Raw genomic sequence first — 19,417 nt, 5'->3', positions numbered from 1 at the left:
AGTTTTGCCCGCCGCGTTGTCTATCTCTCCGCCATCGCTTTTCCATTGGCCTTTTGGTCGTTAGGGAGAACTCCGTTCTTATGATTCGCCGCTCGTTGCCTGCCGTGTTTGCCTTGATCTTCGCCGCCCCGTTGCTGGCGGCGCCTGCCGGTCAGCAGACCCTGTTCAACTTCGTCCGTCCTGCCGACGTGGTGAAAGTCGTCACCGAAAACACTGACCTGCCACAAGCCAACGCCGAGCAAACCCCGGAAGGTGAAGTGCTGCGCCGGGTGACGTTCAACCCGGTAGCCCGGCCGACCCTGCGCCTGACCCCGCAGACCGGCGCCTGGGACTGGTCGCAGTCGGGCATGATGAGCCTGCGTCTGCAGAGCGCAATGAACTGGGCCGTGACGGTTTACGTGCAAATCCAGAGCAACAACGGCCAGACGCTGACCAGCCGCGTCGACTTGCCGGCCGGACCCGCGCAAACCCTGCTGGTGCCGTTGGTGGCGACTTCGCCGTTGAGCCAGGGCATGAAGGCCGGGCCGCCGATGCCGATGACCGTCGATGGCCAGCGGATTCTGCTGGCCAGCAGCAGCGGTGAACTGGACCGCAGTCAGGTGGTGTCGGTGAGCCTGTGGATGGATCAGCCGAAAGCCGCTCAGAGCCTGCTGCTCGAGCGCTTCGGCGTGCAGGACGGCGATGCCGTGACCCAGGCCGTCTATGGCAATCTGGTGGACGCTTACGGGCAGTCGACCCGCAGCAAATGGCCGGAAAAAATCAGCAACGATGAACAACTGAAAGCCGCCGCCGCCAAGGAACAGCAACAGCTGAAAACCTGGCTGGCCGAGCGCGAAAAGTCTTCGCTGGACAAATTCGGTGGCTGGAACAAAGGCCCGGCGTTCAAGGCCAGCGGCTTTTTCCGCACCGAAAAGCGTGACGGGCGCTGGTATCTGGTGACGCCGGAAGGGCATCCGTTCTATTCGCTGGGGGTCAACACCGTCAGCCCGCAGGTCAACCAGACCTACGTCGCCGGGCGTGAGTGGATGTTCGAATCGCTGCCAAAACCAGACGAGCCACTTGCCAGCCATTTCGGCGAAGGCGACAACCGTGGCGGCAACGGTGCCGATCAGGGCCGTGGCTACAACGCCGGGCGCTGGTACGATTTCTACGGCGCCAACCTGCAACGCCTGTACGGCGAACCTTGCGCAGCGCAGGCACCCGCCGAACCGGCAGCCGAGCCGACCAGCGCCGCGCCATGCAAAGCCACGGTCGATGAGCAGAAGTGGGCCGCGCACACCCTTGATCGTCTGCAAGCCTGGGGTTTCAACACGGTTGGCAACTGGAGTGCCGATTCGCTGGGCGACGCAGAGCGGGTGCCGTACACCTTGCCGCTGTCGATCGTCGGCGACTACACCAGCATCAGCACCGGCACAGACTGGTGGGGCGGCATGCCTGACCCGTTCGACCCGCGTTTCGCCATGGCTACCGAGCGTGCCGTGGCCATCGCTGCCCGTGATCACCGCGATGATCCGTGGTTGATCGGTTACTACGCCGACAACGAACTGGCCTGGGCCGGTCCCGGCGACGATCCGCAGTCGCGCTACGCCCTGGCCTATGGCACGTTGAAAATGACCACCGACGTGCCAGCCAAACGCGCGTTCCTCAAGCAACTGCGCGACAAGTACCGCAACCAGGAAGGTCTGTCGAAAGCGTGGGGCATTGATCTGCCGGCGTGGGAGTTGATGGAAGACCCGGGTTTCGTGCCGCCGATGCCGAATCCGGAGCACCCGGAAATCGAAAACGACTTCAAATACTTCCAGAAGGTGTTCGCCGATACCTACTTCAAGACCATCTCTGACTCGTTGAAATGGCACGCGCCGAATCAGCTGCTGCTCGGCGGCCGTTTCGCCACCAGCACCCCGGAAGCGGTAGCGTCCTGCGCGCAGTATTGCGACGTGTTGAGCTTCAATATGTACACGCTGAAGCCACAGGACGGGTATGACTTCGCCGCCTTGCGCGCCCTCGACAAACCGGTGCTGATCACCGAATTCAATTTCGGTTCGGCTGACCGTGGACCGTTCTGGGGCGGCGTAACGCAACTGGCACGGGAAGAAGATCGCGGCCCGGCCTATGCCAACTTCCTCAAACAGGCGTTGAACGAGCCGTCGATCGTCGGCGTGCACTGGTTCCAGTATCTGGATCAACCGGCGACCGGACGCCTGCTCGACGGCGAGAACGGGCACTTCGGCCTGGTGGGGATTACCGATCTGCCGTATCAGGGCTTTGTCGAGGCGGTGCGCAAGAGCAACCTGCAGGCGCTTGATCAGTTGGGCAAAGAAGCCGAAAAAGCCGCTGCGCCGGCGCATGAAGCTGAAGGCGGCAGACGGGGCGAGGCCGGCAAAGGGCCTGGCGCCGGGCATGCGGGCGGGCATTCAGGGAATGGGCACTAAGCCTCGGAACGAGCTATCGTTCTTCGCGAGCGGGCTCGCTCCCACACTGGATTTGTGGTGTTCATGAATCTGCTGTGCGAGCGGGCCTTTTGGCGATGGCATCAGTCGTATGCCACAACATCAACCGTCTAGCCTGCGGCTGTTCCCAAATCCCTCAAGGACTGGAACAATGCCGACCAATTTGTAGCGTGTTTTTGCGGGGGAGTTGCGGGTGCAGATTCAGGGACATTACGAGCTTCAATTCGAAGCGGTGCGCGAGGCATTCGCGGCACTGTTCGACGATCCCCAGGAACGCGGCGCAGCGTTGTGCATCAAGGTCGGCGGAGAAACCGTCCTCGACCTCTGGTCCGGTACCGCCGACAAGGACGGCACCGAGGCCTGGCACAGCGACACCATCGCCAACCTGTTCTCTTGCACCAAGACTTTCACCGCCGTTGCGGCGCTGCAACTGGTGGCCGAAGGCAAACTGCAACTGGATGTTCCGGTTGCCCGCTACTGGCCGGAGTTCGCGGCGGCCGGCAAGGAATCGGTCACCCTGCGCCAGTTGCTCAGCCATCGGGCCGGTCTGCCGGCCCTGCGTGAACTGCTCGCCCCCGAAGCCCTTTATGACTGGCAAACCATGGTCGATGCCCTGGCGGCCGAAGCGCCGTGGTGGACGCCGGGTGAGGGGCACGGCTATGCCGCGATCACTTACGGCTGGCTGATCGGCGAGTTGTTGCGCCGCGCAGACGGTCGCGGGCCGGGGGAATCGATCGTGGCCCGCGTGGCCAAGCCATTGGGCCTGGATTTTCATGTCGGTCTGGCTGACGAGGAGTTTTACCGCGTGGCGCACATCGCCCGGGGCAAGGGCAACGTCGGCGATGCCGCGGCCCAGCGCCTGTTGCAAGTGACCATGCGTGAACCCACGGCCATGACCACTCGTGCATTCACCAATCCGCCCTCGGTGCTCACCAGTACCAACAAGCCGGAATGGCGACGCATGCAACAACCGGCGGCCAATGGCCACGGCAATGCGCGCAGCCTGGCGGGTTTTTACGCCGGATTGCTCGACGGTAGCCTGCTTGACGGCGAAATGCTCAACGAGCTGACCCGCGAGCATAGCCTCGGCGAAGACAAGACCCTGCTGACCCGAACCCGTTTCGGTCTGGGCTGCATGCTTGATCAACCCGATGTGCCGAACGCGACTTATGGTCTGGGCCCACGGGCGTTTGGCCATCCGGGCGCCGGGGGTTCCATCGGATTTGCAGACCCGGAGCACGATGTTGCTTTTGGTTTTGTGACAAATACTCTGGGTCCGTACGTCTTGATGGACCCTCGGGCGCAGAAACTGGCGCGGGTACTTGCCACTTGTCTGTAATGCTTTACTTCAGGCTCCAGGATTGGAGCCTGTTTTGGTTTTTCGATGCAAAACGTCTATTTATCCGGGCAAAAGAGCTCTGATTCAATTACTTCATATTGGGGATTTTCAATGTCATATAAAAACACTCTTGCCCTGGCCGCCCTGTGTGTTGCAATTACCGGATGTGCGCAGACCCCTAAAAATGATGCGGACGGCGGCAATTGGTGGTCGTTCGGCTCTTCCGATAAAGCAGCGGCCAAAGATCCAGTATCGGCGCCAGCTCCAGCGACAGCGTCTGCATCTGCAAAAGCACCGGCTCCAGCAGCAGCCCCAGCCCCAGCCCCAGCCCCGTTGAAGCCTGCCGCCACCGCACCGGTGGCCAAGGCTGAAAGCAGCAGCCCTTGGTACTGGCCGTTCGGCGGTTCGGACAACTCGGCCGCCAAGGCTGATGTGAAATCCGACGTCAAAGCTGAAGTGAAGCCTGAGGCGAAACCCGACGCCAAGCCGGCTGTAGTCGCCAATGCCAATGCCAACGCCAATGCCAACGCTGACACAGGCACCAAGTGGTGGTGGCCGTTCGGCAAGCAGCAGAGCACTGCCAAAGATCAGGTGGCCGCCAAAGTCGTACCGATGCCGGATCCGAAGGTCACTCAAGCCTGGCTTGACGATTATGAGCCGCGTCTGCGTGCCGCCATCAAAGGCAGCAACCTGCAGTTCGAACGTCGTGAGAACGTGCTGGTGCTGATCGCACCGGTTGAAGGCTCGTTCAACCCGAAACGTCCGGCCATGCTGCTCCCGGTTACCCTGAGCCCGTTCACCAACGTCGCCAAAATCCTCGAAGCCGATCCGAAAACGGCGATCCTGGTACTCGGCCACAGCGACAGCTCGGGCGTCGCGGCGGATAACACCAAGCTCAGCCTGGAACGCGCCCAATCGGTGGCCGCGATCTTCCGTCTCAGCGGCCTGCAACGTGACCGCCTGATGCTGCGTGGCATGGGGGCCGACGCTCCGCGCGCGGCTAACGACAGTGTTGAAGGCCGTGCCTTGAACCGTCGTATCGAGCTGCTGGTTACACCGCAGAACACCATGGTTGCGCTGTTGAGCAAGTACAACATGCCAGCTCCGGCACCGGTGACTCTGGTTGCCGCGCAGGACGTCAAGCCAGTCGACAAGCCGGTAACGCCAGCGCCTGCCGCGAAGAAAGCCGCGGCATCGGCGACTAAAAAGGCTCCAGCGAAAAAAGCTGCAGCCAAAGCACCTGCGAAGAAGGCTCCAGCCAAGACTCCGGTGAAGAAAACCGAGCCGGCCAAAGCCGCAGCGACCGACAAGAAGGTCGCTGCCACCGATGCTGCCAAGCAGTGATCCGCTAACGAAAAGGAATGCGCCATGACTCAGGCTCTGGCTGATATGCGTCGTGATTACACCCGGGATGGCCTGACCGAGGCGCAAGCCCCGGGCGAGCCGTTCGCGCTGTTTCACCAGTGGTTTGCCGACGCGGTGAAAACCGAACAGGCGCCGGTGGAGGCCAACGCGATGACCCTGGCCACGGTCGATGCGGACGGGCGTCCGCATTGTCGCATTCTGCTGCTCAAGGGCCTGGACGCGCAGGGCTTCACCTTTTTCACCAACTACGACAGTGCCAAGGGGCAGCATCTGGCGGCGAATCCGTTCGCGGCCATGACGTTTTTCTGGCCAACCCTGGAGCGCCAGGTGCGTATTGAGGGGCGGGTGGTGAAGGTCACGCCTGAAGAGTCCGACGCGTATTATCAGGTGCGTCCGCTGGGCAGCCGGCTCGGCGCCTGGGCCTCGCCGCAGAGCCGGGTGATCAACGGCCGTGGCGAGCTAGAGGATTTGCTCAAGGCCACCGAGCAACGCTTCAGCGATACCCAGCCTGACTGCCCGGAACACTGGGGCGGCTATCGCCTGCTGCCTGAGCGCATCGAGTTCTGGCAGGGCCGTCCAAGTCGTCTGCATGACCGCCTGAACTATCGTCAGCAGGGCGCCAACTGGATTCTTGAACGTCTGGCGCCTTAAGCAGTCTACCGAGCGGGATAGCCTGCCGCAGCGGCCTCAAGCCACTTCGGCAGATCCTGCCGTTTGATTTTCTGCGAGCGGGCATGGGCCAGCTGTTCGAGCATGAAGGCGCGTTTGCCGTCATCATTGCCCGCCAGGGATAGTGCAAGATCACGATCCATCCAGCGTTTGATCCGCACGTACAGCCACCCGTGGAAGTACAAACCGGCGACGGTGGTGACGAAAATGATCACGTAATCCATGAAAAATCCTTGGGTCGGCAGGGCGGGTTGGGCGATTTGGCGCTACTGTTGGGTGGGCGGCAGGTGCCTGTACCGGGCCTGAATAAAATCAAGTTTATCCGGGCCGCGTCGTGACAGACGTCAAGCTGCGGGGTTTAATGAATACATGTTCTTTTGGAGTTGATGCTATGCGTAAGTCTGTTCTGCTGGTTGCTTCCTTTTCCACGATGGCGATGTTGCTGACCGGCTGCCAGTCGAGCCTGACCGGTGACTCCTACTCCCGTGACGAAGCGCGTCGCGTGCAGACGATTCGCATGGGCACCATCGAATCCCTGCGTCCGGTGAAAATCGAAGGCACCAAGACCCCGATCGGCGGCGCTGCAGGCGCAGTGGTCGGTGGTGTCGGCGGCAGCGCCATCGGTGGCGGCAAAGGCAGCATCGTCGCGGCGGTCATCGGCGCCGTGGCCGGCGGCCTGATCGGTTCGGCCACCGAAGAAGGCCTGACCCGCACCCAGGGCGTGGAAATCACCGTGCGCGAAGACGACGGCAGCATGCGCGCCTACGTGCAACAGGTTCAGGAAAACGAAGTGTTCCGTGTCGGTGAGCGCGTGCGCATCTCCACCGTCGGTGGCACCAGCCGCGTTTCGCACTAAGCGGAAACGAGCGGTAAAAGAAAACCCCGATCAGGTGACTGGTCGGGGTTTTTTGTTTGTTTCAATTCGCCTGATCAGTGCTGGGCACAGGTGCCCATGAAATACTCCAGACCCTTCGGGAAGCTGACGTTCAGAAGGACTTCCAATGCGCTTACTTGATCCCGGCTCAATAACAATTCTCCAGGCTCCAGCTCGTTAAGCGGCTTGGATTCAATGAGCTGTGCAACCTTTTCATTCATTTCGCTATCGTTGATATCCATTTCAAACTGTAGCGAGCTGTCTTGGATTTCGTCAGGGTAAAACCCGGTTATTGAAAGGTAACGCATGTTTTAGTCCCTTAATTTCTAGAGGTTCTTCTATTCGGCTCGGCGGGCCCGGTTTGTTCGCCAGTAATATGATTGAACTCACCCAAATGAGTGGTTCCCAGTTTGTCGTATTTTTCTACAGCATTGCTTTTGTAATCCCATTCATAGATCCGACCTTTGCGGTCTACCCAGCGTGCTCGCCGCTTTCCTCCACCCTGAACCGATGACTTGGACTTCACTCTGACCGCATCAGGAAACGCAGGTAGCGTCTTTGGGTGGTCGTAGTAGGCATGGTCGCGAGCTCGACTGAGCACAATGTAAACCGGCTTAACCCCCGAATCCGCCGGAAACACCAAAATGAAATCCCGATACTCCGGCGGATAAACCGGATTCACCAGAATCCCGTCCGCCGCTTTCGTCGGTGGATACACCCAGATGTGCGGGGCCTGCGGGGCGGCTTCCAGCGCCGGTATACCAAGAATGTCGGAACCATCCACCGCCGGCGTCCAGATCAGTTCGATGCCTTCGCCGAGGTCTGCGACAAAGCGGTTATCACGTGCGGTGAACTGCGCGACATCGACCATTTCCCAGTCGCGATTCTTGCCAGTGTAGAAACCATAACCCTTGAGGCTGCCGTCGGCCTGTTGTTCGACATGTAGGCGCACGCGGGTTCGAGCCTGTTTGAGGGCGAGCAACTGGTCTTCGGTGTAGAGGGCGCTGTCGCCCAGGTTCGATGGCATGAGCAACGCCACCAGCCCGACCAAAGGGGTCACAACGGCGGCGGAAGCGATGGCGGGCAATGCCTTGAACGCCTCACCCGCAAGGGCGAAGGTGCCCAGGCCTGCCGGGATGGCAGTGCCGCTGATTTTCTTGAGTGGAACGCCGCCGCTGTCATCGGCTTCACGGCCGCCCAGCAGGATCAGTTCGCCGTAATCCTTCAGGCTGTCAGTCGGCACCATCCCCGAAGGATTCGAGTAATCGATGATCGCGTCCGGCAACTTGCAGGACTTGGCGAACACGCACCCGGCGCGTACGGGATCAGGCTTTTTCGCCGCAACCTCTCGACTGCGCTCGAAAGCCTCCTGCCGCGCCAGCATGGCGTCGTATGCGTTTTGTCGAGCGTCGCGCTCGGCCAGTTCAGTGGCCGTCATATAGCGGTAGGTGACGTGATGACCGTCGCCCGCCGGTGGGTTGGGAACCCGGGGAATGTCCTTGTTGCGAGCCACTGAGCGTCCTTTCGTTCATCCATCGACAACCCTTCGAAAGGGCTGTGCGACGTTAACGAAGCAGACAAAGGGTGGCTGTAGGACGCATCTCTAATGGGCTGGGGATTTTTCGCTATTTGTCAGACAAGCCAGGCCTGTGGTGAGGGGATTTATCTCCGGGATTGTTCGCTGGTTTTCAGACGAGCCTGGACTTGTGGCGAGGGAGCTTGCTCCCGCTGGGCTGCGCAGCAGACCCGGGATATTGGGATCGCTTCGCGCTCCAGCGGGAGCAAGCTCCCTCGCCACAACGAGCCTATTCACAGGTCCTATGCAGGTGAATGTGCGTTATGGCGACTCGCCGCCGCCGTCACCGCATACCCGATCAACGCCGCCAGAATCGAACCGGTCAGAATGCCCATCCGATCCATGCCGGCGTAGTCGCTCACGCCCGGTTCAAAGGCCAGCGAGCCGACAAACAGGCTCATGGTGAAACCGATGCCGCAGAGGATCGCCACGCCCAGTACCTGACCCCAATTGGCACCTTGGGGCAGAGCGGCGATGCCGATTTTCACCGCCAGCCAGGTCAGGCCGAACACACCGACGGTTTTGCCCAGCAGCAAGCCGATGGCGATACCCATGGGGACGTGATGGGTGAAGCTTTCGACGGTCACCCCACTCAGCGACAGCCCGGCGTTGGCGAAGGCGAACAGCGGCAGAATGCCGTACGCCACCCACGGATGCAGCGCGTGCTCGAGGGTCATCAGCGGCGAGGGTTCGGCATTTTTCGTGCGCAGCGGGATGCAGAATGCCAGCGTGACCCCGGCCAATGTCGCGTGAACCCCGCTCTTGAGCACGCACACCCACAGGATCAGACCGATGATCATGTACGGGCCGAGCTTGACCACGCCGAGCCGGTTCATCGCCACCAGCGCTGCGATGCATGCCGCCGCCAGACCCAGCGACAGGCTCGAGAGTTCGCCGGAATAGAAGACCGCGATGATCACGATGGCGCCGAGGTCGTCGATGATCGCCAGCGTCATCAGAAACAGTTTCAGCGACACCGGCACACGCTTGCCCAGCAGCGCCAGTACGCCGAGGGCGAAGGCGATGTCGGTGGCGGTGGGAATCGCCCAGCCGTTCAGGGCGGGCGGGTTGTCGCGATTAAGAAACCAGTAAATCAACGCCGGTACGACCATGCCGCCGACCGCCGCTGCGCCCGGCAGGACGATCTGCGACGGTTTCGACAGCTGCCCGTCGAGCACTTCGCGCTTCACTTCCAGACCGATCAGCAGGAAGAACAGTGCCATCAGGCCGTCGTTGATCCACAGCAGCAGCGGCTTGGCGATTTTCAGCGCACCGATCTGCGTCACCACCGGAGTGTCGAGAAAACCGGTGTACAGCCATGACAGCGGTGAGTTGTTGATGATCAGGGCGAGGATGGCGGCGGCAATCAATAGCAAGCCGCTGGCCGCTTCCAGCTGAAAGAAACGGGTAAAGGTTCTGCGCAGCGGCAAGGTCACTCTCCATCTACATGGCATAAGGTCGGACACGCACTTGCACAGAGCCTAGCAGTTGGCGGATATATTGAGGCTCAGCTGTATCTGTGAGGCCTGTAGGTTTTTTCCTATGCTTGGCGGCTGAGCCTGTGACGAGGCAATTTCTGCCCGAATCAACGAGAGCATGATCATGAGCGACAACCGCCAGTGGGCCCGCGAAGCCATCCGCATTATCGAAGCGGACTTCCAGCGCAGCGCCGACACCCATCTGATCCCCTTGCCGCTACCGGGTTTCCCGGGTATCGAGTTGTATTTCAAGGATGAGTCCAGTCATCCCACCGGCAGCCTCAAGCATCGCCTGGCGCGGTCGTTGTTCCTGTATGCGTTGTGTAACGGCTGGCTCAAGCCCGGCGCGCCAGTGATCGAGGCGTCCAGCGGTTCGACGGCGATTTCCGAGGCGTATTTCGCGCGCATGCTCGGTTTGCCGTTCATTGCGGTGATGCCGGCGACCACCTCGAAAGAGAAGATCGCGCAGATCGCTTTCTACGGTGGCCAGAGCCATCTGGTAAAGGACCCGACGCAGATTTACGCCGAATCCGAACGTCTGGCCCGCGAGCATGGCGGCCACTTCATCGACCAGTTCACCTATGCCGAGCGGGCCACCGACTGGCGGGCGAACAACAACATCGCCGAGTCGATCTTCCAGCAGATGCGTTTCGAGCAACACCCCGAACCGAGCTGGCTGATTTCCAGCCCCGGCACCGGCGGCACCACCGCGACCCTGGGTCGTTACGTGCGTTATCGCCAGCATTGCACCCGGGTGTTGTGCGCCGACGCCGAGCGTTCGGTGTTTTTCGATTACTACCAGACCGGCGACGCGAGTCTGCGCCTGGATTGCGGTTCGCGAATTGAAGGCATTGGCCGGCCACGGGTCGAGGCGTCGTTCCTGCCCAAGGTGATCGATGCGATGGTCAAGGTGCCGGATGCTCTGTCGCTGGCGGCCATGCATTATCTGGCACAGCGTCTGGGACGGCATGTCGGCGGGTCGAGCGGTACCAACCTGATCGGCGCACTGATGGCGGCGCAACAGATGAAAGCGGCGGGGGAGTCGGGGTCGATCGTGGCGATACTGTGCGACGGTGGCGAGCGGTATGCCGACACCTATTACGATCAGGCCTGGCTGAAGGCGCAGGGCTATGAGCTGGAGGGTTTGATGGCGGCGGTGGCGGCGAGTGCCGAGAAAGGTGAGGCGCTGCCGACTTCAGTGCTGCGCGCCAATATCTAAAGCCAAACGCGGAAACCAATGTGGGAGCGGGCTTGCTCGCGAATGCGTCGGGTCAGTCAACATCTTCGTCGACTGACACACTGCATTCGCGAGCAAGCCCGCTCCCACAGGAGGTTGCTGTTACTGCAAAACAGAGGTATCAGGCTTCCAGACCGAGAATGTCGCGCGCCACCGCTTCCGCGATGCGAATCCCATCGACACCCGCCGACAGAATCCCGCCCGCATAACCCGCGCCTTCACCCGCCGGGAACAGACCTTTGACGTTCATGCTCTGCAGCGACTCGTTACGCGTGATCCGCAGCGGCGACGAGGTGCGAGTCTCGATGCCGGTCAACACCGCATCGTGCAGCGAGTAACCGCGAATCTGCTTCTCGAACGCCGGCAACGCTTCACGAATCGCTTCGATGGCAAAGTCCGGCAGCGCCAGGGCCAGGTCGCCCAGGGCTACGCCCGGTTTGTACGACGGCTCGACTTCGCCCAGTTCGGTCGACGGGGTGCCATTGATGAAGTCGCCGACCAGTTGCGCCGGGGCCTTGTAGTCGCTGCCGCCGAGGATGAACGCGTGGGATTCCAGACGTTCCTGCAACTCGATACCGGCCAGCGGGCCGCCCGGGTAATCGACTTCCGGGGTGATGCCGACGACGATCCCGGAGTTGGCGTTGCGCTCGTTACGCGAGTACTGGCTCATGCCGTTGGTGACCACGCGGTTCGGCTCGGACGTCGCCGCCACTACGGTGCCGCCCGGGCACATGCAGAAGCTGTAGACCGAACGGCCGTTCTTGGCGTGGTGCACCAGTTTGTAGTCGGCAGCACCGAGTTTCGGGTGGCCGGCGTACTTGCCCAACCGCGCACGGTCGATCAGCGACTGCGGGTGCTCGATGCGGAAACCCACCGAGAACGGCTTGGCTTCCATGAACACGCCACGGCTGTGGAGCATGCGGAAGGTGTCACGGGCACTGTGGCCGAGGGCCAGAACCACGTGTTTCGAATGCAGGGTTTCGCCGCTCGCCAACTCGACGCCGACCAGTTGGCCGTCTTCGATCAGCACATCGGTGACGCGCTCCTGGAAGCGCACTTCACCACCCAGGGCGCGGATCTCTTCACGCATGGTCTCGACCATGCCGGTCAGACGGAACGTACCGATGTGCGGTTTGCTGACGTAGAGGATTTCTTCCGGCGCGCCGGCCTTGACGAACTCGTGCAGGACTTTGCGGCCAAGGAACTTCGGATCCTTGATCTGGCTGTACAGCTTGCCGTCGGAGAACGTACCCGCGCCGCCTTCGCCGAACTGCACGTTGGACTCGGGGTTGAGCACGCTTTTACGCCACAGACCCCAGGTGTCCTTGGTGCGCTGACGGACTTCGGTGCCACGTTCGAGAATGATCGGCTTGAAGCCCATCTGGGCCAGCAACAGACCGGCGAAGATCCCGCACGGGCCGAAACCGACCACGATCGGGCGCTGGCTCAGGTCGCTCGGCGCCTGACCGACGAATTTGTAGCTGACATCCGGCGCCACGTTGACGTTACGGTCGTCGGCGAACTTGCCCAGCACCTTGGCCTCGTCGCGCACGGTGAGGTCGATGGTGTAGATGAAGCACAGTTCGGAGGACTTTTTTCGCGCGTCGTAGCTGCGCTTGAACAAGGTGAAATCGAGCAAGTCATCGCTGGCGATGCCCAGGCGCTGCACGATGGCGGCACGCAGGTCTTCTTCGGGATGGTCGATTGGCAGCTTGAGTTCGGTGATTCGTAACATGGCGAGGATCCGGATTCGCGGGGCGCACAACTGCGCCAGGGCGTTTGAAGGCCGCGATTATAAGCCGCAAAGGCCGGATCCGGTGAGGCTAAAACGCTCAGTCGTTACGCGATCCGCCGAAATACCCGCAACCACGCTCGACCTTGCCGTCGATGCGCAGTTCGGCGCTCATGTGCTGCACGCTGCCGGTGCTGCTGTCGACGCAGCGTTGCGGCGCGACCCACAACTCGATGCGCTGGTTGTTGGCTTCGCTGCTGAGGTTGAAGCGACCGTCGCCCAGTTGCTCTTCGACATAAGGCACGGCCAGTGCCGGCTGGCCTTCACGGTCGATGACCATGCCCTTGCCGCTGACTTTGACGTTCCACTCGGGACCGTGGCCGGCGGCACGCAGGATCAACAGTTTGAAATTCGGGTCATCGCACGCGGTGCCGGAGCGCTCGACGCGATACAACTGGCCAAGGTCGAGCCGGTCGCCGGCGATCTTCCCGCGCACATCGGCAAACAGCTTGCCCTGCTGATCGGCGAGGGTCGCGGCCTCTTGCAGCACGCTGGTGCCGCCGATGTCGTTGACCACGTACTGTCGCTGTTCGCCACAGGGCTGGAACACCAGTTTGCCGTCGGCCGCCGTCAACTGCCCCTGCATCCGGGACTGCCCGACGTGGGATGCACTTTCACGCGGGCCATCGAGCAATTGGCAGGCGGCAAACAACGGCAGCAGGGCAACAACGATCAACGAACGGGCAACACGCATCTTCGGCTCTCCAGACAAGTGCCGCCACGTTACGCAGGCTGACCGTTGATCACAAGGGTTTAGCCCACGTGAAAGGTCTGACCGGTTTGCAGGCCTTCGACACTTTTGGCGTAGGCCAATGCCACATCGGCTGCCGGAACCGGCTTGTAGCCACGGAAGTACGGGGCGTAGCTGCCCATGGCTTCCAGCAGCACGGTCGGGCTGATCGAGTTGACGCGCAAGCCACGCGGCAATTCGATGGCGGCGGCTTTGACGAAACTGTCCAGGGCGCCGTTGACCAATGCTGCCGAGGCGCCGGAGCGGATCGGGTCGTGGCTGAGCACGCCGGTGGTGAAGGTGAAGGAGGCGCCGTCGTTGGCATATTCGCGGCCGATCAGCAGCAGGTTGACCTGGCCCATCAGCTTGTCTTTCAGGCCCAGGGCGAAGCTGTCGGCGTTCATCTCGCCCAGTGGGGCGAAGGTCACGTTGCCGGCGGCGCAGACCAGCGCGTCGAACTTGCCGGTTTGCTCGAACAGCTTGCGAATCGACGCGCTGTCGCTGATGTCTACCTGGAAATCGCCGCTGTTGCGACCGATACGAATGACTTCGTGACGCTGGCTCAGCTCTTTATCCACGGCCGAACCGATGGTGCCGGCGGCACCGATCAACAGAATCTTCATGGGCTGTTCCTCAATGGGTTGAATGAGGTTTCAGTCTAGAGTGGTTTTTTCTGCGGATAAGCGCACTAATAGGCAACCTTTGGTTTTCAAATGGAAACAATCCATGAGCGAAATGGATGATCTGGCGGCGTTTGCGGTGTTGATCGAGGCCGGCAGTTTTACCCTGGCGGCGCAGCAACTGGGTTGCAGCAAGGGCCAGTTGTCCAAACGCATCAGTCAGCTGGAAGCACAGTTTTCCGTGGTGCTGCTGCAACGCACGACGCGCCGTCTGAGCCTGACTGCCGCCGGCGCCGCTTTGCTGCCGCAGGCGCAAGCGCTGGTCGTTCAGGTGGAGCGCGCGCGTCAGGCATTGGCGCGCTTGAAGGACGACATGGCCGGGCCGGTGCGGATGACGGTACCGGTGTCGCTGGGGGAAACGTTTTTCGATGGCCTGCTGCTGGAGTTCTCGCAGAAATACCCCGAGGTGCAGATCGAGCTGGAGCTGAACAACAGTTATCGCGACCTGTCCCGGGATGGCTTTGATCTGGCTATCCGCAGCGAAGTGGCCAATGACGAACGGCTGGTGGCCAGGCCACTGCTGGCGTGGCAGGAAATGACCTGTGCCAGCCCGGCGTATCTTGAGCAGTTCGGCGAACCTCTGAGCCCGCAGGAGCTGGTCGAGCACCGTTGCCTGCTCAACAGTCACTACAGTGGTCGCGAGGAATGGCTGTATCACCAACAGCACGAATTGCTGCGGGTGCGGGTGTCGGGGCCGTTCGCCAGCAACCATTACAACCTGCTGAAGAAAGCCGCACTGGCCGGCGCTGGTATCGCCCGTTTGCCGTCGTATTTGCTGCAACTGAATTGGCTGACGGACGGTTGCGCTGGCTGCTGCGCGACTTTCAGACGCGCCGGATGCCGATGTATCTGGTGCATCCCTATCAGGGCGGTTTGCCCAAACGCACGCAAGTGCTGGCGGATTATCTGATTGGCTGGTTCAAGCGCAGCGGCGAGGCGCTGGATCGCCTTCAACGCTAACTCCAATTCCTCTGTGGGAGCGAGCCTGCTCGCGAATGCGTTGGTTCAGTCAACACATGGAGTGACTGTGAAACCGCATTCGCGAGCAGGCTCGCTCCCACATGGATTTTTTATTTTAGAAAGCGGTGAGCGATCAGGTGATCGATCGACAATCTCCCCGGCCCGGTCGCCATCAGGTACAGCAACACCGCCGCCCAGGTGCCGTGGGTCGGGTAGGCATCGGGATAGACGAACACCTCGATCACCAGCGTCATGCCCAGCAGCGCCAGCGCTGAAAATCTCGTGGCGAAGCCGATCAATATCAGCACCGGAAAGAAGTGCTCGGCAAACGCCGACATGTGCGCGGCGATTTCCGGTGACAGCAGCGGCACGTGGTATTCGCTCTGAAACAACGGAATCGTCGAGTCCGCCAAATGTGGCCAGCCGAGTTGCAAGGTGCCGTCGATCAAATCGATGGCCAGCCCCTCGACCTTGGTCTGCCCGGACTTCCAGAACACCGCGGCAATCGAAAACCGCGCGATGAAGGCGATCAGGCTGTGGGGGATTTTTTCCATGAGCCCGATGGCGCGAGTGATGAGGTTGTTCATGGCTATACCTTGTTGTTCAGGTCGGTGATGGCGTTGTGGCCGATCAGCAGGGCAAGGATCTGCGGCAGATCGAAGGGTGGGCTGTTTTGCGCAGCTTGCAGCAGCGGTTGGTGGTTGAGCAGGTGGCGTATAAACACGCTGGCGCCGTGATCGAGGGCGAAGACTTCGACCTCGAGTGCGTTGCGCAGCACCAGTGCGTGTTGGCCTTGATGGACGTCGATGCCCGCCAGCGTCGCGTCTCCTTGATGCGCCGCCCAGATCGAAACCACCGCGTAGGCCGAATCGAGCAGGTGCAGCGAGGGATGCAGGGCGATGGTCAGTTCGGCCAGCGTGTGCGGATCGGCCAGTGCAGCGCTGATCTGTTGCGCATTGACCGCCAGCGCATCGGCGGCGTGATAGGCGCGGGTGCGCAGGCGTTCGAGCCGTGCGACGTCGGCCAGATAAGGGACGCCGGCCGCCGGTTCGAAGGCGTCAATGAAGTCCGCCAGACCGTCGCCGTAACGGCTCATCAACGGACTGCGCGGCGGCTGCTGCTGGATGAAAATGCTGGCCATGCCACGGAAAAATTCCTCGCCGACCAACTGCTGCACCACCGGGTAACTGTCGGCCAGCGCGTTGATCAACGAACCTTGCACGTTATTGCGATACACCGAGAATCGGCTGGCGGGATCAGCACCGTTAACGCTGCACAGGCCAGCGGGGCAGGGCCGGCGAGGGTCGAGCAGGGCGGCGCTGAAGTCGGCTTGAGTGCTCATGGCTGACTCCCGGCGTGCAGCAATAACGCTTCGGCCTGCTGCGCCTCGGCCAGCAGCACATTGAACGCCGGAACCTGATTGTCCCGTTCGATCAAGGTTGCCACCGGGCCGATTCGTTCGAGCGCCTGTCGGTACAACGCCCAGACCGCGTCATCAATCGGCGCGCCGTGATCGTCGATCAGCAAACGGTCGCCGAGGCTGTCGGCATCTTCGGCAAACCCGGCCAGATGAATCTCGCCGACCGCGTGCAAAGGCAGCGCGTCGAGGTAGGTCAGTGGATCGCGTTGATGATTGACGCACGAGACGTAGACGTTGTTGACGTCGAGCAGCAGACCACAGCCGCTGCGGCGGATCACCTCGGTAATGAACTCCGGCTCATCGATGGTCGAGCGTTCGAACCCGAGATAGGTCGCTGGATTTTCCAGCATCATCGGGCGCTTGAGGCTGTTCTGCACCTGGTCGATATGCGCGCAGACGCGGTTCAGGGTCGGCATGTCATACGCCAGCGGCAGCAGGTCATTGAGGAACACCGGGCCGTGGCTCGACCAGGCCAGGTGTTCGGAAAAGGATTGCGGTTGATAGCGCTCGATCAGCGTTTTCAGGCGTTGCAGATGTTGAGTGTCCAGCGACCCTTCGGCCCCGATGGACAGCCCGACACCGTGCAGCGACAGCGGATACTGCTCGCGGATCAACCCGAGAAAATGATGAAACGGACCGCCGTCGACCATGTAGTTTTCGGCGTGGACTTCAAAGAAACCGATGTCCGGTTGGGTGCCGAGCACTTCAACAAAGTGCCCGGTCTTGAGCCCCAGCCCCGCGCGGGGTGGGAGCCCGCAGAGGGCTGCCCGAGTGCGCGGAGGGACAGTTTCGCGGGTGGTCAACATGAGCGTCACTCGGGCAGGCAATGGTTCAGGACTTGGCTTTGAAGGCTTCCATCTGACCGAAACCGGTCGGCGAGGTCTTGCTCTCGGTGGTGGTGCAGGTGCCTTTTGGCACGAACTTCCACGAGTTGGCCTGGTAGTCCATCTTCGCCGTGCCGGCACAGGTGGTGCCTGCGCCCGCGGCGCAATCGTTGTGACCTTTCATGGCCACGCCGAAGCATTTTTCCATGTTGCTGTTATCGGCGGCATTGGCGCTGGAAACGGCAGTCATGCTCAGGGCGGAACCAAGAGCCAGAACCAGGGCAGCGGCGGACAGGGAGCGAGTGGTAGCAGTCATGATGTTTCTCCAGATTTGAGCTTGGGTTTTACAAGCGAAGTGCGCTTGCTTACCCCACTAGAGAACGCTCATGGCGATGCGTTACAGCGCAGTGCAAAGTTTTTTCGAAAAGATTTTCGAACACTGCAATCCACTGTGGGAGCGGGCTTGCTCGCGAAGGCGGTGTGTCATCAAACATCAATGGCGTCTGACACTACGCCTTCGCGAGCAAGCCCGCTCCCACACTGGATTGTGTTCACTCTCGCCTGTTCTATAGTCATTTCAACGGCCAACTCTGACAGGCCGATTTACCAGGACGGTATCTTATGACGAAGGATCGCTCAGCCCCCGCTGTGTTATGGCGCAGGACTTCATCTTTTGCGCTTGCCTGCACGCTGCCCTTGCTGTTCGGCACGGTTTGCGCCCAGACGCAGGTTGATCCGCTGGACACGCTCAAGCGCATCAACAGCAACTACAACACCCTCAAGGACGTTTGCCAGGAACCCGATACCGGTGCTGCGCGCGGGCTGTATTACTGCAGCGGCGTGACCTTGCGCATGGTCAATGACGGGCCGTTCAATCCGTGGGATTACAGCCCCTATGCGATCAAGATCGGCGCGACGTCCTACTCGTGGATCCGCAAGGATCTGAGCACGCGCATTCTGATTCACCCTGCCGGTTTCATCCTGCGCACGCCCACCGATGCAGCGGCATTGAAGCTGCCGGTCAAAGAGCAGGGCTTTACCTGCATCTATGCGTTCGATGGCGGCACCGGGCCGGAGCGCAAGTGGTATGGCTGCGGTTTCTTCGACAGCCGCGAACCGCCGCGCGCGGCGCAAGGCACGATGAACAATCGCAATGCCGCACTGGCTTATGGCACTTGCGCGGAGGCCGGTGTAACCACCGCCGAGCAGTGGACGCAGAAATACACCGGGCTGATGAAGGGGCCGATCCAGTACGGCCAATGTTCGTGGAACGCGGAAAAACCCAGCGACTGGCACGCGATGATCCGCGTGCACGAGTCGCGGCCGAACACCACCAACAAAGATCCCTTTGCCTTCAGTGCCCAGGTCAACGAGTTCATGTTGAAGAACGCTACCGCGACCAACGATGGCAGTGAAAACATGAAGTACATCGATGCCTTCATCTACAACGTCAACAGCACGCAGAACTTCGCCACCCGCGGTGATCAGGCGCCGCCGAAACCGGAGAACGGCCTGAACAGCGCGCGCAATTTCCAGAAAAAACTTCAGGCTCAGGGCTACAGCGTGCCGATCCTGCGCCTGGATTTCACCAAGCCTGCAGAGCAGCGCTTCAGCTACGTCGCCGCCGATCAGGCGATCGACGAAATGGTGGTGGGTGGCGCCCCGGTGCCGCAATACATCGCCTCCGCCGACTGGATCAAACGTTACGACCCCGGCACCCGCAAGGATGAATGGAGCCTGAGTATCGTGCCCACCGCGGCGGGGCGCGCCTTGCCCGGTGAGCAAGTCGGCGCTCTGTACGATCAGTTGTTCGCCCTCAAGGGGCCGGACAGCAACTGGCGCGACAACGAAAAGTCCGCTGGCAGCATGCGTCAGCAACTGCACTGCGTGCTGGTCAATTACCGCAACAAGACGCCATGGAATCTGGAACCGTTCAGGCCGGCGTTGTCGGACAGCGAGACTCGCGCCGCGGGTTGCAACCCGGTCCCGCGTTGAGTGTGTTGGCTAATCAAGGAGATGCAAG

General features: G+C 61.2%; 18 protein-coding genes and 1 pseudogene. 8 read left to right on the top strand and 11 right to left on the bottom strand.

What is annotated here, in order from left to right:
- The first annotated feature begins 80 nt into the window (after positions 1-80).
- The 4 genes from M0814_RS28225 (at position 81) to pdxH (ending at position 5,805) form a co-directional block, all read left to right on the top strand.
- Positions 81-2,432, top strand: coding sequence for a beta-galactosidase (locus tag M0814_RS28225; RefSeq protein WP_103485723.1), 2,352 nt, complete (start codon positions 81-83; stop codon positions 2,430-2,432).
- 211 nt (positions 2,433-2,643) lie between these two features.
- Entirely contained in the window at positions 2,644-3,789 is a 1,146-nt protein-coding gene (locus tag M0814_RS28220) for a serine hydrolase domain-containing protein (RefSeq protein ID WP_103485724.1), read from the top strand.
- Between the two features lie 111 nt (positions 3,790-3,900).
- Positions 3,901-5,133: an OmpA family protein gene (locus tag M0814_RS28215; RefSeq protein WP_103485725.1), complete on the top strand. Its 1,233-nt coding sequence runs from the start codon at positions 3,901-3,903 to the stop codon at positions 5,131-5,133.
- Positions 5,134-5,157: 24 nt separating this feature from the next.
- Entirely contained in the window at positions 5,158-5,805 is a 648-nt protein-coding gene (gene pdxH / locus M0814_RS28210) for a pyridoxamine 5'-phosphate oxidase (RefSeq protein ID WP_003222345.1), read from the top strand.
- 5 nt (positions 5,806-5,810) lie between these two features.
- Here pdxH and M0814_RS28205 read toward each other — a convergent pair whose 3' ends face one another.
- The gene (locus M0814_RS28205; RefSeq protein WP_103485726.1) at positions 5,811-6,047 is read right to left on the bottom strand and encodes a hypothetical protein; all 237 of its coding nucleotides are present in this window, start codon (positions 6,045-6,047) and stop codon (positions 5,811-5,813) included.
- 167 nt (positions 6,048-6,214) lie between these two features.
- Between M0814_RS28205 and M0814_RS28200 the strand changes: the two genes are divergently transcribed.
- A complete protein-coding gene (locus tag M0814_RS28200) occupies positions 6,215-6,679 on the top strand; it encodes a glycine zipper 2TM domain-containing protein (RefSeq protein WP_007969461.1) in 465 nt (154 codons plus the stop codon).
- Between the two features lie 74 nt (positions 6,680-6,753).
- On the opposite strand, the gene M0814_RS28195 is transcribed toward M0814_RS28200, so the two are convergent.
- From M0814_RS28195 to nhaA, 3 genes are all read right to left on the bottom strand, one after another.
- On the bottom strand, positions 6,754-7,005 hold the full coding sequence (locus tag M0814_RS28195; RefSeq protein WP_103485727.1) for a pyocin S6 family toxin immunity protein: 252 nt from the start codon (positions 7,003-7,005) through the stop codon (positions 6,754-6,756).
- 11 nt (positions 7,006-7,016) lie between these two features.
- A complete protein-coding gene (locus M0814_RS28190; RefSeq protein WP_103485728.1) occupies positions 7,017-8,210 on the bottom strand; it encodes an S-type pyocin domain-containing protein in 1,194 nt (397 codons plus the stop codon).
- A gap of 305 nt (positions 8,211-8,515) precedes the next feature.
- A complete protein-coding gene (gene nhaA, locus M0814_RS28185) occupies positions 8,516-9,703 on the bottom strand; it encodes a Na+/H+ antiporter NhaA (RefSeq protein WP_103485730.1) in 1,188 nt (395 codons plus the stop codon).
- A gap of 169 nt (positions 9,704-9,872) precedes the next feature.
- On the opposite strand from nhaA, the gene M0814_RS28180 reads away from it, so the two are divergent.
- Positions 9,873-10,970, top strand: coding sequence for a PLP-dependent cysteine synthase family protein (locus M0814_RS28180; protein ID WP_177434737.1), 1,098 nt, complete (start codon positions 9,873-9,875; stop codon positions 10,968-10,970).
- A gap of 139 nt (positions 10,971-11,109) precedes the next feature.
- On the opposite strand, the gene M0814_RS28175 is transcribed toward M0814_RS28180, so the two are convergent.
- From M0814_RS28175 to M0814_RS28165, 3 genes are all read right to left on the bottom strand, one after another.
- Entirely contained in the window at positions 11,110-12,723 is a 1,614-nt protein-coding gene (locus M0814_RS28175; protein ID WP_003222357.1) for an NAD(P)/FAD-dependent oxidoreductase, read from the bottom strand.
- 97 nt (positions 12,724-12,820) lie between these two features.
- Positions 12,821-13,474, bottom strand: coding sequence for a hypothetical protein (locus tag M0814_RS28170; protein WP_103485731.1), 654 nt, complete (start codon positions 13,472-13,474; stop codon positions 12,821-12,823).
- A 59-nt stretch (positions 13,475-13,533) separates the two neighbouring features.
- The gene (locus tag M0814_RS28165; protein WP_003222362.1) at positions 13,534-14,133 is read right to left on the bottom strand and encodes a short chain dehydrogenase; all 600 of its coding nucleotides are present in this window, start codon (positions 14,131-14,133) and stop codon (positions 13,534-13,536) included.
- A 103-nt stretch (positions 14,134-14,236) separates the two neighbouring features.
- Here M0814_RS28165 and M0814_RS28160 point away from each other — a divergent pair.
- A pseudogene (locus tag M0814_RS28160) lies at positions 14,237-15,150 on the top strand (LysR family transcriptional regulator).
- 110 nt (positions 15,151-15,260) lie between these two features.
- Here the strand turns inward: M0814_RS28160 and M0814_RS28155 are convergent.
- Genes M0814_RS28155 through M0814_RS28140 form a run of 4 tightly spaced genes read right to left on the bottom strand, consistent with a single transcriptional unit; the run spans position 15,261 to position 17,710 of the window.
- Positions 15,261-15,737 (bottom strand): DoxX family protein, encoded by a 477-nt coding sequence (locus M0814_RS28155; RefSeq protein ID WP_103485732.1) that lies wholly within the window; start codon positions 15,735-15,737, stop codon positions 15,261-15,263.
- 2 nt (positions 15,738-15,739) lie between these two features.
- Positions 15,740-16,492, bottom strand: a complete 753-nt coding sequence (locus M0814_RS28150) for a DNA-binding domain-containing protein (protein ID WP_103485733.1) — start codon at positions 16,490-16,492, stop codon at positions 15,740-15,742.
- Positions 16,489-17,376 (bottom strand): DUF692 domain-containing protein, encoded by an 888-nt coding sequence (locus M0814_RS28145; protein WP_103485734.1) that lies wholly within the window; start codon positions 17,374-17,376, stop codon positions 16,489-16,491. The genes M0814_RS28150 and M0814_RS28145 overlap by 4 nt, the downstream gene beginning before the upstream one ends.
- A gap of 25 nt (positions 17,377-17,401) precedes the next feature.
- Positions 17,402-17,710 carry a DUF2282 domain-containing protein gene (locus tag M0814_RS28140; RefSeq protein ID WP_103485735.1) on the bottom strand — a complete coding sequence of 103 codons (309 nt, stop codon included), beginning with the start codon at positions 17,708-17,710 and terminating at the stop codon, positions 17,402-17,404.
- A gap of 305 nt (positions 17,711-18,015) precedes the next feature.
- On the opposite strand from M0814_RS28140, the gene M0814_RS28135 reads away from it, so the two are divergent.
- Positions 18,016-19,389, top strand: a complete 1,374-nt coding sequence (locus tag M0814_RS28135) for a DUF2599 domain-containing protein (protein WP_103485736.1) — start codon at positions 18,016-18,018, stop codon at positions 19,387-19,389.
- Positions 19,390-19,417: the final 28 nt, after the last annotated feature.

The organism is Pseudomonas sp. MWU12-2020, from assembly GCF_023100605.1.
Classification (GTDB): domain Bacteria; phylum Pseudomonadota; class Gammaproteobacteria; order Pseudomonadales; family Pseudomonadaceae; genus Aquipseudomonas; species Aquipseudomonas fluorescens_H.
Note: the sequence above shows the minus strand (reverse complement) of the source record. Positions and strands in the feature narration are given on the sequence as shown.